Origin of the sequence: Caballeronia sp. LZ003 (assembly GCF_031451465.1) — a bacterium.
In the GTDB taxonomy this organism is placed as follows: Bacteria; Pseudomonadota; Gammaproteobacteria; order Burkholderiales; family Burkholderiaceae; genus Caballeronia.
In genome coordinates, this window is sequence record NZ_JARUXJ010000005.1 from 218,196 (window position 1) to 232,442 (window position 14,247).

General features: G+C 57.5%; 12 protein-coding genes. 4 read left to right on the forward strand and 8 right to left on the reverse strand.

The window, feature by feature from the left end; genetic code table 11:
• Positions 1 to 32: 32 nt before the first annotated feature.
• Positions 33 to 341: a hypothetical protein gene (locus QCE79_RS32155; RefSeq protein WP_309851215.1), complete on the forward strand. Its 309-nt coding sequence runs from the start codon at positions 33 to 35 to the stop codon at positions 339 to 341.
• A gap of 556 nt (positions 342 to 897) precedes the next feature.
• Positions 898 to 1,206 (forward strand): HU family DNA-binding protein, encoded by a 309-nt coding sequence (locus QCE79_RS32160; protein ID WP_309851217.1) that lies wholly within the window; start codon positions 898 to 900, stop codon positions 1,204 to 1,206.
• A gap of 294 nt (positions 1,207 to 1,500) precedes the next feature.
• On the opposite strand, the gene QCE79_RS32165 is transcribed toward QCE79_RS32160, so the two are convergent.
• From QCE79_RS32165 to QCE79_RS32200, 8 genes are all read right to left on the reverse strand, one after another.
• A complete protein-coding gene (locus QCE79_RS32165; protein WP_309851220.1) occupies positions 1,501 to 2,628 on the reverse strand; it encodes a J domain-containing protein in 1,128 nt (375 codons plus the stop codon).
• Between the two features lie 265 nt (positions 2,629 to 2,893).
• On the reverse strand, positions 2,894 to 4,111 hold the full coding sequence (locus tag QCE79_RS32170; protein WP_309851222.1) for a hypothetical protein: 1,218 nt from the start codon (positions 4,109 to 4,111) through the stop codon (positions 2,894 to 2,896).
• Positions 4,112 to 4,403: 292 nt separating this feature from the next.
• Positions 4,404 to 4,757, reverse strand: coding sequence for a hypothetical protein (locus QCE79_RS32175; protein ID WP_309851225.1), 354 nt, complete (start codon positions 4,755 to 4,757; stop codon positions 4,404 to 4,406).
• A 718-nt stretch (positions 4,758 to 5,475) separates the two neighbouring features.
• Positions 5,476 to 6,561: a serine/threonine-protein kinase gene (locus QCE79_RS32180; RefSeq protein ID WP_309851228.1), complete on the reverse strand. Its 1,086-nt coding sequence runs from the start codon at positions 6,559 to 6,561 to the stop codon at positions 5,476 to 5,478.
• The gene (locus QCE79_RS32185; RefSeq protein ID WP_309851231.1) at positions 6,558 to 7,607 is read right to left on the reverse strand and encodes a serine/threonine-protein kinase; all 1,050 of its coding nucleotides are present in this window, start codon (positions 7,605 to 7,607) and stop codon (positions 6,558 to 6,560) included. Before QCE79_RS32185 ends, QCE79_RS32180 begins: the two co-directional genes overlap by 4 nt.
• Positions 7,604 to 8,812, reverse strand: coding sequence for a protein phosphatase 2C domain-containing protein (locus QCE79_RS32190; RefSeq protein ID WP_309851233.1), 1,209 nt, complete (start codon positions 8,810 to 8,812; stop codon positions 7,604 to 7,606). The genes QCE79_RS32185 and QCE79_RS32190 overlap by 4 nt, the downstream gene beginning before the upstream one ends.
• Positions 8,813 to 8,976: 164 nt before the next feature.
• A complete protein-coding gene (locus QCE79_RS32195) occupies positions 8,977 to 10,812 on the reverse strand; it encodes a S8 family peptidase (RefSeq protein ID WP_309851236.1) in 1,836 nt (611 codons plus the stop codon).
• Between the two features lie 403 nt (positions 10,813 to 11,215).
• Positions 11,216 to 12,283, reverse strand: coding sequence for an ATP-binding protein (locus QCE79_RS32200; protein ID WP_309851239.1), 1,068 nt, complete (start codon positions 12,281 to 12,283; stop codon positions 11,216 to 11,218).
• Between the two features lie 352 nt (positions 12,284 to 12,635).
• Between QCE79_RS32200 and QCE79_RS32205 the strand changes: the two genes are divergently transcribed.
• Positions 12,636 to 13,214, forward strand: a complete 579-nt coding sequence (locus tag QCE79_RS32205) for a hypothetical protein (protein ID WP_309851242.1) — start codon at positions 12,636 to 12,638, stop codon at positions 13,212 to 13,214.
• 397 nt (positions 13,215 to 13,611) lie between these two features.
• Positions 13,612 to 14,247: SDR family oxidoreductase (locus QCE79_RS32210; protein WP_309851244.1), on the forward strand; the 636-nt coding region annotated here is incomplete at its 3' end.

The following is a 14,247-nucleotide window of genomic DNA, read 5'->3' on the forward strand; positions in this document are numbered from 1 at the left end:
CTGGTCTAAACTGATCAGGAGATGCACAGCGTATGAAGACAACCGCAGTCGACCGAAAACGTCACGTCCCCGGCACGTCGCCCGGCGTGCTCAAGCGGACCTCCCTGGAAGCTGATCGCGAACTCGCTCATATACGGCAAGTGGTGACGGCAGCGCGTGCGACATCAGCTCCGTTGCCAATAAGCGTTCGTTACTGGAGGGCACGCCTGCATGAGCTGCGCATCGCCTACGCATTGCTTCCCGTCCAAATTGCCCGGCTGCCTGCGCTTGAGCTTGAGGTCGAACAGCTCGCCCGGAAACAGGTCGACGTCGGAGCGAGCGACGGGCGCCGCGCGGCGTAGATTCGCCGCGTCCATTGAGTTACTAGAGAGGTCGATATGTAGTGCTTATGAGTAAGGCCGATGGACTGCCGAATGGAACTCGCTCCGACGCCTAGTCGCCAGTGGCAAGCCACCGCCATTAAACTCATGCGTGATAATACGAGTTATCAGGATTAGATGAATCTATGCGCGAACCGATTCCGCTCTCCGACGTTTGCCAGCAAGAGCAAAGCGCAGCATTAAACGCATGCGTGCTAATACGACTTATCACGCATGGAAAGCGCTGAGACGTCGCTGATTTTGGTCGGCTTGCGTCGTTCCGCGGGGCCTGCAACTCCGAATCGCGTTACCGGGCAACACATCCGGCGTTACTTTGCCTTTTGTGCCCCTTTTGTGAAGCGAACTGCGGAGATCGAGTGCTAGACAGACGGTTCGCGTCGGCGCGACAGGCGTTTCCGCGCGTCGTCGGTGCCGAAGCCGTAGCGTAGCCACGTCAGCATGAGGCGCGTCGAGGCAAAGGTGCGGATGTATCAATCGTTACATGCGTTGACCTGGGTGCTCGCCCGCGTCCGGTAAGATGACAGTCGATTCCAAAGAGGAAAGCCGAATGAACAAGCAGGAACTGATCGACGCGGTCGCCGCACAGGCGGGAACCAGCAAGGCCGCCGTGGAAGAGACGATCAACGCCGTTGTGAGCACGATCTCGCGCGAAGTGGCCGAGGGGAAGCCGGTTCAGTTGATCGGATTCGGCAGCTTCTCCACCGGCGCGCGTGCGGCGCGGACCGGCCGGAATCCCCAGACTGGCGAGACGGTTCAGATTGCTGCCGCGAAAACGGTGAAGTTCACGGCCGGCAAAGCGTTCAAGGACGCAGTCAACGGGGCGTAAGGCAATCGGGGCGAGGAGGCTCCGCCCTGTTCGTCAGAAAAGCTGGCTGTCCAACGGCAACAGATTCACGAGCTTGATCGCCGTGCGCCGCTCGGTTCCGTCCTCGTGCACAGAACGGATCATGACGCGTTGCCCGCGCGCTTCGCCGAGCACCTCAACGATCCGGTCAGATTCGCGCCGAGCCGCCGACTGCCGTCCGGTCGTCCTTCGTCCACGGCCCGCAGTGTGTTCGCGGTCAGCATAAGCGCTCCATTCACCCCGCAACGGGCATATTCATGCGAAACGCATGAGTGGTCAGAATGGCATCTCGTCGAAATGGAGGGCTGCCTGCCGACGTTTCAGGTGCTTCAACCAGCTTTTGAATTGCTTGAGGTCTTCAAACACAAGCAGATCTGCTTCCAGATCACGCATGCTTTGCTGGAGCCCGACGATGTCATTCGAGAGATTGCGTAAGACGGTCCCGGGAGATACTTCAACGAATGGAGGAACTCCGTAGGCATGCCTGAAGCCGGCCTCGACGTGCAGAATTTCCTGATCCAGTTCGCCGAGCTGCTCCCTGAGAATCTTGTTGTAATGCTTTAGTCGATCTTCGCTGATGTCATTGATGGCGCGCTGGTCGATGTGCTCGAGCTCCAGTTGCAATTCCAGCAATTTCAGGAGATCGTTTTTGCCGTAAGCCTGGTTGGCCTGCTGCATCAGCCCGGTCTTGCGTTCGCGTTCCTGAGGATCCGCTTCGCGATCAGGATGTAAAGCGCTGGCGAGTTTTCGATAAACTTCGCGGATCGACTGGCTCAACTCTGCCTGCTCTGCTTCCTGCTTGGCTTGCGCGGCGAGCTGTTTTGCCGACTTCTTCCGTTTGGCGCGTCGTGCTTCCCGAGCCTGATTTGCGGCTGCTTCCTGCGTGTGCTGCTCTTCCATTCTGGCATGCGCGCGCTGCAAGACTTCGTCGGGCGAACTCATGTCGATGTCGTCACCCAGTTCAACGCCGAGCATTGCCTCGAGCGCCAACTTCATATCCTCGAGTTCGGCCGCCGCTTCGCTATCGTAGTCGGATTGGCTATGTCTGTTGTAAATGACCTTCAACTGCGCATCGTCGCTTTCCTCGATCAGATCGCCAGCCAGGCCGGCGATCAGCTCCGAGATGGTGCGCCGCTCGGCCTTGGTCAGTCCTTTCTGGTCGAAGGCACCATCGAGCCGATAAACCATCTTGATGTGCAGATCCGTCGATTCCCGTTCGAGAGGCAATACTTCGTCAATGTACTTTTTCTGGAACGCCGGCATGACGGTCTCCCACGCCCGCAGACGATTACGGCGCTTCTCGAGCTGTCTGATCAGGGTGTTGAATGCCTTCTGTCCCCGGGACAGGCTAGCCTTGTTGTGGCCCGGCGCGATGCTGACGGCCTGACGGATCGCCTTGGTCATGAGAGAGCTTCCGGTTGTCGCGGGAGTCGAAACCAAGGCGATATTCTAGCCGGATGCCGGCTGCCCAAGAGAGTTGTGTGGTTGAAGTTTGAAGGGCAGCAGATCACGGATATCGGCATCCAGCTCGCGTCACGGTACGGCCGCATCGGATGGCGGCGCACTGCGTCAATGTCGATGCCGTTGAGCAGCCAATGCAACTGTTCGGTCGTCAGCTCGATCCCCGCCTGTTACCGACGTGGCCAGACGATAGTTCCGGACGTCCCTGTTATAGCAGGACGGCTTGTTGCAATAGCTCCAACGCTTTCAGTTCGTCCAAGCGACCGGTGCGTGCCTTGCCGGCGAGCGTCTTCAAGAGCGCCTCTGCGATCGGTGCGATTCCATCAAGACCGGCTAAGCTGGTTTCCAAGGTGGCGGAGGGTGGCGTGGCTGTGGGCTTTGCCATCGAGAACGCGGGCATGGACTCCGGCGGTGCGGCGATGACTGCTGGCGTTCCTGGCCCGGCGCGTTCGACGAAACCGTCGTTGCGGGTGACGGATGAACTGATGACGTTTTCATTGTGAACGCGCGCTGCGCCGCCGTCCTCGCCCGCGGTATCGGCTGGCAATGCTTCACTGTTCGGGTCGCTCGCAGAGCTGGGCAGGGCGCGGTCGACCTCGCCGGTCGGAGCGGCGGTGGCTTGGGTGTCCTCATGCGGTGCCGCGGCGGTCGGTGCGGGTGCTTGGCCCGGCGCGCGCACGCGTGATGCGGGCGCCAGCAGCAGCGCGACGGACTCGGGAATCTCGGCTGCAGCGCGGGGTGTGTCGAGCCACTCCGCTGGCAGACCAAGCCCCGCGATGAAGCGCTCGGCTTCAGCATCATCCATGCGCTTCTTTCCGTGCAGTCGGTGCGCCATATTCGATCCGCTCAGACCCAAGACTGCGCCAAGCTTGACCTTTGAACCGTTGCGTGTGGTGAGAACGTGAAGGTTGGCCTGCCTAATGCTCTCTACTGTCGCACCGCCGTTTGCTTGGGCCTGCTTCCGCCCGGCCGCTTGATGCGATGGGTGCGATTTGGGCGAATCTCCTGCTCCGGGAGCTTGACCGCTTGCCCGCTTTGCAAACTTTTGGGCGCGGGTCTTGGGCGCACCCGACGCTTCTTTCGAACTCTTAGACGGCATTGTCGTGTCCTCGGACAAACTGCTGGCAAGCAGCGAAGGCTTCTGCGCACTTGGAAGGACGGGTGATCCCCCGACGTCACCTTCATCGCTGATCTCCTCCGTATGGACGAACTCGAGCGGCGCCTTCAGGCGCGCAATCGTCTCCGACGAAAGAAGTGGATGAGATTGGTCGACAAAGCCGGACGGTAGCCCAAGCGTCGTTTCCATATGGAACGCGGTCTCGGGCGTGAATCTCTCTCCTCGCAGCAGTTCTGCGATCCGGGCCAAGCTGGACTCAAGTGCCAAAGCAATATTCTCCGCGCCGACTGCATCGACGAGGAATTTCAACGAACGAGTTTTGATAATGGACGCCTGCGCGGGCCCGTCGTCAAGCGCTCTTGAAGGAGGTTGGCCTCGTGCTGCGCGACTGGGGCTCGTCAGGTGATGAGGTTGGCGCCGACTGTTTGGCTTGCCCCGATATCCCGCATTTGGTCCGCGGGTTTGACTCATAGGAGAACTCCGGTGCAATGCGTGAGATTCCGGCAACTATTATATCGGCCGTCGTCCACGTGAACGACTCTCGTGAATCGCGGGAGGGGCGAGGTGATGGCGCGTTCGTTACTGGATGACCTTGTCGCCGTCAGTGGCGCGACGCGGCGGACCTGAGCGGCGAGGCGCGCCCGCTGGCGGCAAACCGCTTGAGCCTGTCTCGTGCATCCGCATGAACGTACTTTGGCGCGCTTGCTAGTTGGCGGTCGGCCTGTTGAAGCACCGCTTGAAACAACGGTAGCTCGGCCGCCTCAAGTTCCCACAGTCGCTCGACTTCGGCGCGTTGCAAGCCGCGCTCGAGAGCCGCTTCAGCGCGTGCATAGATGATTAAATCCGTGTCCCCATAGCCCGCATCTTGCACAAAGAAAGTGACGTAGAGGAGTTGGACAAGCTCATTGAAGAGACACGCCGATCCAGCGCCGGATTGACACGCCGCGAACGTCAAGTGGTTCGATAATGCGACGGTCCGTGCCGCTGACGAAGGGAGGGGCAGTAACATCTCTTTGCTGAGAGGTTTTCGAAACAGCGAACGGGCAGTTCGAGAGGAGGGGCGGCGGGATGACATCGGCGAAGACGGAACAAAAGTGTACTCAACGGGTGCGGCGAAATAATATCAGTCCACTGGACGCGTTACTGTGGCGCGCGCCGCGTTGCCCCGCGGACTGAACGCCTATTCGGGCGTCGGCGAACTTGAGCGCATTGAAATACGTCGCTTCCGGCAGTCGATGGATCGACGCAGAGTTGCGTTGGAACGTCGTCAGCCTGAGTGGACGACCGCTGTGAACAGGACCGGCGAAGCAAAGCAAAGCAGGGCGGCACTGCTCCCTGTTCGGCCTTTGCGGTCATTGGGGCCGCCGCCAGCGAAGGGCGGCTATGGGTTGCGCTCCAGTCGCCATCTACCGGCCCGTCCCGCGCCGGGGGCTCTGCTCGCGGTCGCGCAACAAGTGGGTGCGAACAGCCGCCGTTGGTGGCGCAATATAGCGACGAGCGCTCCTGAATAGCGTCTTGACCCCCGCCGACTTCGATCGGCTGGGTGTCTCCCGCCTCTCATAACCTCAACTTCCCGAACCGCCCGGTGACCCGCAAATGTCGGGTGGTGTGGCTGGGGTGTAGCCTGAGGGTGCACCCTATGCCGATCGACACCATTGTTGGGACTTAGCCGCTCAAGCTTCATCAAGTAATGCTGATATCGGGTGAGCACGGTTCTTCGGTCTTCCCGGATGCGCCGAGAAATATACTCGCTGGCCCTCGTGAACGGCCGGCGAAAAAAAGCTGTCACGATGGAAGAAGTACTGAACTCCATCAGCGACGATGAAACCGAAGTTGCCACCCGCACCGGCGGGGTAGTTCGCTATTTGGCCAATCATCCTTGATTGAACGCTATAACAAAGCGTTGAAGCCCGGTCTACGATCGTCGCGGCGGTCTGACGCTTATTCACATCGATCTCGAAGCAATCTTTGATGATTTCCCAAATCTCAGCTGAAAGCTGCTTGAATTGGGTGAGATGAGGGAGAGGCTCTGGCTTGCTCGGAGGTTTGCCTGAGACAATTTTAGGAATCGCCTTCAGTCCTTCGCCAAAGGGCGCCACGCCAGAAAGCATACGATAGATAATCGCTCCCAGCGCCCAGACGTCCGAAGCAGTTCCAGCCTTGCGAGGATTGTCGATAACTTCAGGACTCATATAAGGCAGTGCGCCGAACATAGTCGAACTGTTGAGAATTGTGCCTGGAGTCTTGTTTGCTCGCTCCAACTCTTCCTCAGTCAACTTTGCGATTCCGAAATCGGTTACCTTGAAGTTGAGTTCGGCTCGCGAACCATCAATGACGATGTTACTGGGTTTCAAATCTCTATGCACAACCCCGACGGCGTGAGACGCTCGAAGCGCCTTAGCGAGCTGATGCAAGCACTGAGCGATAATGTGGGGATCGGGGGTCGGCATATGTTTCTCAAGTGCGACCTCTAAATTTCCACCTGGAACAAGTTCCTCCAGCAGATGTGCGCGGTCTTCGTCAACGAGGTAATCGTATGTCTTTGCAACAAACGGATGGCTTATGCGTGCGCTCAAGACTGCGCTACCCTCAAACCTCTTGCTCGCGGAATCATTTTTTGGGGTTTTCAACGCCACTCGACGCTTCAAGACCCTATCGCTCGCTACATAGACTTCTTGCATACCGCCTGCGGCGAGGAAACTTTCAATTTCATATCGACCGGCAATCACGGCCCCTGCAGCATAGATGTTTTCGCTCATATTCTCACCTCCGGGTGGCTGACGTCGAATGGTACGAAACGTCGAGCACCTGCTGAACCTAACGTAATGATGGCCGAGTCGGGCAGGATCATTCCAACATGTGCCTTTAAGTTATTGACGAAGGCATCCCCTGACGTGGCCGTGACAACGAAATCGATTCCGTCGTAAATGATTTGTATCGAGTTACCCTGATGTGACGCAGCGACAGGCTTAGCAATCTGATTCAACGTGAAGACATTTGGTCCCGACACTAGCGTCGCGCGATGCTGCCCGTAGAGCAATTCTCGTTCGAAAGTCTTGCTCAACAACTCAGCAGTAGGGCGGGAACCCGGATCAAACGACAGGCACGCATTTACTAAAGGTGACAAACGCGGATTGTCAAAACCAAAGTTCTCAATACCCTGATGCGGCAGCAAGGGAACCGGAGGCTGGGGCCACGGACGAGCGTTTGGAGGAACCGCCTTCGACACTAAGCGAAAAATCAAAGCGCCGAAGGCGTAAATGTCGACGGGCTTGTCGATGTAGGAAGAAGAGAACAACTCTGGAGCCATATAGCCCGGTGTTCCCGACAGGCTCTTTGTCGCCGCGGGCAACGACGCCGTCTTGGCCAGCCCGAAGTCGAATATCCGGATGTAGCCTTCCGAATCGAATTTCATGTTATCGGGCTTGATGTCACGATGCACCACGTCACGAGCGTGCATATCGCGCAACCCCGTTGCGATTTGGAACAGCGCTTTCAGAAGATCGGTTGGGTTAGTTGAATCAAAGTCAAACGAACTTAGGTCCTCACCCGATAGGAACTCTTCGACGATAGAAAGCTCCTCGCCCGTGTCGCTCACAAGTACGTCGTAAATTTCGACAACATGCCTCGACTTCGCCTCTTGCAGCGCCACAACCTCGTCTATTATCCGGCTGATATGCATCGGATGCAAAATCTGTTTGACGACGACCGTTCTATCCAAGACCTCGTCTTTGCACATCGTAACTTGGCCAAATCCGCCGACCTTAGGAGGACCCAACACTTTATATCGATTCGGTATCTTCAATTTTCGCCCTCTCCATCCATCTTGCCGCGCTGCTTCGACGCAGCCTTCGTATCTTCGTCTTCAACGAACCCAAGAGAAACTTGGTCTTCATTGCTGGCTTTCTTACCCGTCGGCGTCTTTCTTTTCCTTTCCTTAGCTTTTTCTACCCGCGCAGGCGGGCGTCCAGCGCCGTCCTCCGTGGTCGGGGTCGAGTTGTCGAGCGCAGCAACTTCGACTTTCTGGACTTGCCGCCCGTCGGCTCCTTGCTTGCGGTCGACCAAATCGGAAGAGTCCGCGACGTTAATGCATAGCGAACAGCCCGGCATATCAACGAGGAGTTGCGCCTTCTTGCCTGAATCAAAATCCATCGCAACGCGAGAGGGAGCAACGACGAGTGACGCGTTATCGGTGGATCCGCATGCCCTTGAAAGCGCCACTAGCTGAGGCCCTAGACTCTTCGTATCCAGTCCTGCATGACGAATCTGCGTTAGCAGTTCATCCCCAATGTAGTGAGCTCCATCCGTCGACAACAAGAAGTGGTCAAAGGGTTCTTCGGCGTCGCGGCCTGTTAGGTCGACAACGTGAGATTCAAGATTCGGTCCGATACCGACGAACTGGACAAGCCGATTGTCGCGCTCGTTCGGAACATCAGGTGCAGCATTGCTTCCTTTGGCGTATCGGAGCTGCTCTGCCAACGTGTCATCCACCGTCAAACGCACCGTGGTGGTAGCCTGCATGCCATAGATTCGACTATCTCCGACGTGTATAGCCGTGGTCCCTTGCTTCCCATATAGCACCGCAGCGAGTGTCGTTCCGCCGCTGCCGCCATACTTTCGGTGCACGCGAAGATTGGCATGATCCATGGCACCGACCAGCAGCTTCTTCATTCCTCCGGATACATCGCCTGCGGTCAAGAACGCAATGAAGGCGCTGACGGCCAGCGCGGAAGCGCCGTCGCCGTCGACCATGCCGCCCATTCCGTCGGCAACAATTGCCGCACACAACGGTGCGCGAACGCTCCGTTGCTCAGGAATTCGAACGAAGGCGACTAAATCCTGGTTTGATTGACGGAAGTCACCTTTTGAGGTAAGCAGTTCCGCGCCGACGCTCCGTAAGACTGAGTTGCCATCGTCCGGTCGGCTGTCTGTGATCCATAAACAAACAGCGCGTTCGATCACAGAAACGGCACCGTTCGTTTCAGGTCCTGCCAAGTTCTCGTCGCTCATGTGGCTAGATAGTCAGATGTTGTTTCGTCGAATATTCTGAGTTCACGCATCGTTCGATGGACGCGGCTTCGGATTTTCTATATGGAATAGAACGGTGCAAGCTTTGGCGTCAAAGAAAATTCTTCACGGAAGGTTGCTCTCTTGCTTTGCGTACTGACCTCTTGTCACTGGTCGATGTCAATGTCAATATCATTGACAGCGCTCTCGACGTAGTTTCCGAGACGGGCGACGAGCGAGTTGTAAATCGAAGCCCTGTCGGGCGAGTCTTCCGGCGCACTGAGCGTAAGAACAAACGCGACTTCACTAGGTGGCACGTCTTCATTTCGCACGTATCCGAACTGGTAAAGATCGCGAGGAAAGATTCGTGCACAGACGCGCAGCGTTGTGCCGCTGAAGGCCCGGCCGCGCGCAACGTAATTGACGTGATGGCGAACTGGATTCCATTTCGCTAACGATGCACGTGCTTCCAGTTCGGCCGCTTGATCCTCTCTCATACTAGCTGCCAGGTTTGCAACCTTTCCACCAGGGGTCCAATATTGGAGGGCGACCTGAACGCGGGTAGCAAAATAATTTGCCATACCGAGTTCCGAGACCAGAGGACTCAGGATTGCTGTCAAGGCAACGCGGCCTCGTAACTTTCCGTCATTGACAAATTCCGGCGGGATCGGAATGTCGTCCCAATAGTGCCAGAAGCCAGCTGCGAGGTTGGCAGTCCAAGCCAACGTGACACTCCCTTCCGCGCAGACCCATGGTAGTCGATGGTCTTGAAGTGGTGTGCCCCAGCCAAGTCGGTGGTCAAAGGAGTCCCGCTCAGAGGCATTGATCAAGAGGGCTCGGACCAAGTCGGGCGTCGGCTCTCTGAGATTGTGGAACGTATGGGCAGCGAGGGCCGAAGTGATTGCGGTGGCATAACTCGAGCCAACCAGCAATTCGCCCCCAAGACCTCTCAGCGTGGAGAACCAAGAGATCTCCGGTTTGAAGAGTCCCTCGGGACCGGGACCAGGCAGGCTTACGGCGCAAGGTAAGCCCGGTTCGCCGTCCGCGTCGGATTGTCGGCCTGAAACCGTCAATGCTGCTTCACAGTCCGCTGGCGGGCAAAGCCTCGCCGAGTTTTCCGGTGCATGATTGCCGATGGCAACCACCGGTAGCACGCGATATTCACGGGCTATTTGGCGAAGCCGATGTCCCAACCGGCTCATGAAAAGCGGGCGATCGCCGTAGACTGGCTCACTGAAAGACATGTTCCAGACCTTGGTGTCGCCGCTGTGGCGGCCAATTACCGCGCGCAGATAACTCTCCAGACCTTCGGATGTCGCGCCTGCGCCGTCTTCTCGCGCGATAGACTGCGCAATGCCAACCCGACACACCAGTTCTGGAATAGACAGGTGCGTATTCCAAGCGCTACCCTGGACGACGAGCGACGTGATTTGGTTACCATGCTTGCGATTGGCGGCGACGTCAGCAACGAGGGAGGGGGCCCGCCATGCAACCATCGGCTCGTAGCTTTGGGCGAATAGGCCTCCATCGACAATGCCTACGATCGGTTGCCATTGCTCGTTCGGGACCGGCCGCTCTGGATCCGGCGCTCGTGGTACAACGGCAGCGGTAACTGTTTTGACCGGATCGATGCGAAAAACCGCGCCCGCTATGACAAGTTGGCGAAGTGCTTCTGCATCAGACGCGACGAATTCGACCGGAGTGAATGGATCTTGCCGATACGCGCGCGTGCTGCGTGCGATGCTTAGCGACGTTGCCGCGGTCTGAATCTGCAGTTGGTCCGCATTCGACCCTGCCTCACGCGTTATAGCAATCAGATTGGACAGTGGCCGAATTCGGCTTTCTCGTTGCGCCGCGTTAATTAGTTGCGTGACGCTCTCACGCGCCATTACATCGAAAAACGGGGTAAGCCATGCGGTGAAAATTCGGCCATCTTCGCGCGTTGCGGCAGCGTTCCACAGCGCATCGAAGTCCTGGCCGCCAGCCAGGGGCGACGTGAACATGGTCTCTACGTTTCTAATTCGAGAAATAATCGCGCGTGACTCGGCTCTGCCTGTCGATTCGATGTAAGACGCTAAATCTTGACATGCACTCTGGCGGAGCTGAACCAAATAACCCCTAGGGACCGGTGCGATCAGATGTGCGTTATGCCTGTCGTTGAATATGACTGACGGGGTATAAGTCGGTGCGTATGAATCGTCGAACATCTCGACGACGACGAGCATTAACCCGGCATGAAGCGAAACGTCCGTATCCGCAAGGTCCCGAAGTTGCGTTGCCAATCGAGTGCGTTGTGGCGCCAGCCGATCGGCGCGGATGTGAGATTCATTGAGCCCTCCGCCGGTAACCGATCGTGGTCGCGAGTCCGCCTTCAGTGTCAAAACCGGATTGAGAACAGGTCGAGCGTCAGTTGCCATTGTCCGCCGGCTTCAAATAAGGTGAAATGGCTTGGCGCGTTACGCCAAGGAAGCGCGCTATTTCAGCTTGTGCGACGCGGTGCTCTTGCGAGAGCGTCTCAATCAAGCGTCGCTTATCGTTCGGTGCGGCTTCCCCTCTGGCGACGCAGCCTGCCTGTCGATTCAAGAGTGAACACGCCAGGGTCCACATATTGACGTGCTCATCCTTGTGTGCCGCGAGGCGACGGGCGGCAAGCGCAAATTGCTGAATGTCTGCGCCGTTGAGGCCGTCCGACAAGAGAGCCAACATGCGTGACGCTACTTCATAGCCGGGATCGTCCCCGAGGAAGTGAAACCACAATGCTTGCCGCAAATCGCGCTCAGGCGCCCCGAACGAGATCTTATAGGGGAAGCGCCGCCAAATCGCAGTGTCCAGCATCTGGGCGTGATTCGTCGCGGCAATTACGATCGCACTAGGCTCAAGCGAGTCGATTCCTTGAATCACCGTGTTGACGACGCGCTTTAGCTCGCCTAGTTCGTTGCGGTCGTCGCGCATCTTAGCGATCGCATCGAGTTCGTCGAGGAACAAAACTGCGTTCTTCCCCGCAACGAAATCGAAAATGCTTCGGATGTTTTTCGCGGTGTCCCCAAGCAACGACGAAATAACCGAATCCAAACGCACGACATAAAATTTGCGCCCGAGATGAGCAGCTATGTGGCCTGCCAAGAGGGTCTTGCCCGTACCCGGGGGGCCAGAAAGCATCAGGGCAAGACGCGAAGCTATACCTTGCGCCACCAGCTTGTCGAAATGTGTAGCGTCGGCTAAAAACGCCTCGAACGCTGACTTTCCAAGCTCGTCAAGGAAAATCGGCACATCCGGGGTTTCGTGTACCTCTAGCAATGGAAGACGCGACTTATTATCAACAGGGAGCGTTTCCGTATATCCGGCAGCACGAAGCGGAACCCCTTTTCGGCCTAGGACCTGCTTCAGAACTCTAGCTCCTTCAGTGTCGCGCGTGGCCAAGTCTGTATAAAGCCTCCGGCCCACTTGGCGGACACGATCATAGTCAGCTGCCATAGCTGCCTCTGCGAATTCAATGAGGTCAGAAGATGAGGGGAGCATAGGCTAGGTGCAAACGAGATTCACGTTCCGTCAATGCGAGTTGTTCAATTGTCAATCATATCGGCCTATTGAGCAAGAGGAAAATTCATTATGTAAAGACGACCAGCTCCGCTGAGCTGTTCCTCCACGCAATATGAAGCCATGGTTCATTGAAAAATACGCGCCTAGTCGCGGCATATCCGACACCGGAGTGTAGCTGCCGGTATGACGCGTGCCCATCCATCATCGAGTCGATCCGTCCGCCTCGAAGAGCATCGTGACATCGACAACGTCGGACCGTCTGAGGACAGTAGCGGGCGTCGCTGTAATGAACAAAGCCACCGACGCGCAGAACGACCATCACTTCTTCGGCGCCGACCAGGTCGCGATCAACCCTGAGGTGCGGACGTCCGCGACCGTGGCAAGCGATGTGAAGGACTATTTCGCGAGCCGTTTATTGAGCGATCGAGACGGAAAGCGGGCAATCAGAGTGACCGTTGAGCGCGCCGACGCTTACTGGATGTTGCGCGGAGCGATCAAGGTTCCCATCGTTGGTCTGTTCGCGCTGGCCCGGAACGACGAATTCCACATGCACACGATTATGCGCATTGAAACGGAAGAGGTCAGCAGGCCAACGCGGACATATGTATATGATCAGGTAACCGACTTGCTTGATGACAATCCCGCTTTTCCGTCGGACATCGACAAGTCATATCAGCGCCTGATCGCTGAGTCACGCAAGCAAATGCCGCAACGGCTCGACACGGAATTCTTGCGAATACATCGCTCAATGAGGAAGGCACGGCGAACGTCTTCCGTAGGAACGTGCTTGGTCGTCGTTCGAGATCGCCGCTGTGTGGACGGGCGGTCAAGCTCCTTGAGCGGCCGTCCCACCATCGACCTCTGAACGTCAGCAAAGGCCGACTCACAGATCGTCCGATGGGCGACAGTGGCGCCGCCGAACATCGAGGAGGCGCTGCTGTCAGACGAAGAGTAACGATCAAGCGGAAGAAGGTGTTCAACGTTGCGTTTGTGAAGTTGTTGCGGAAAATCGAGCCGTTATGAGAAGGGTAGTTATCCAAATGTCCGTGTTTTCACGTCGTCTGCGAAGGCCCGCCGCTCCGGGTCGCGACGAGGAATGGCCGGTATGGAAGCGTCGAAAGGCCAGCACGACCCGTCCTGGCCGGTCACGGTCGATAGGCCATGTCAACGCAGTCCGCATGCTGACGCGCAAACCGTCAGCCGCGCAGCCAAGGAACAAGGGATGCTGCGAGCACTTGTTTCTTCCAACTTCCGGACCGGCCATGAAAATCCAATTGAAGCATCTCGATCAACAGACGATCGTCCTCACCGGCGCGACGAGCGGGATTGGTCTAGCCACGGCGCGGCGCGCCGCGAAGGCAGGCGTGCGCCTTATGCTGATCGCCCGCGACGAGACAGCGCTCGCCGTGCTTGCCGACGAACTTACACGCGACGGTGCGCCCGCAGTTGCGTACACGCCCGCGGACGTCGCCGACGAAAGCCAGCTTCAGGCCGCCGCCGATGGCGCGATCGACCGATTCGGGAGCTTCGACACCTGGATCAACAACGCGGGCGTCTCGGTCTATGGCCGCATCGCCGATGTATCGCTCGAAGACCAACGTAAGCTCTTCGAGACAAACTTCTGGGGCGTCGTGAACGGCTCGCGCGTGGCTCTAAAGCATTTGCGTGAACGCGGCGGTGCGCTCATCAATCTGGGCAGCGAACTGTCGGACGTCGCGGTACCGCTGCAAGGTCCTTACGTCGCGTCGAAGCACGCGGTGAAGGGCTTCACGAACTCACTGCGCCTCGAATTGAAGAATGAAAAGGTGCCCGTTTCGGTGACGCTTATCAAACCGGCGGGCATCGACACGTTGTTCGTAGAGCATGCGAAGAATTACCTTGACGAAGAGCCGAAGCTG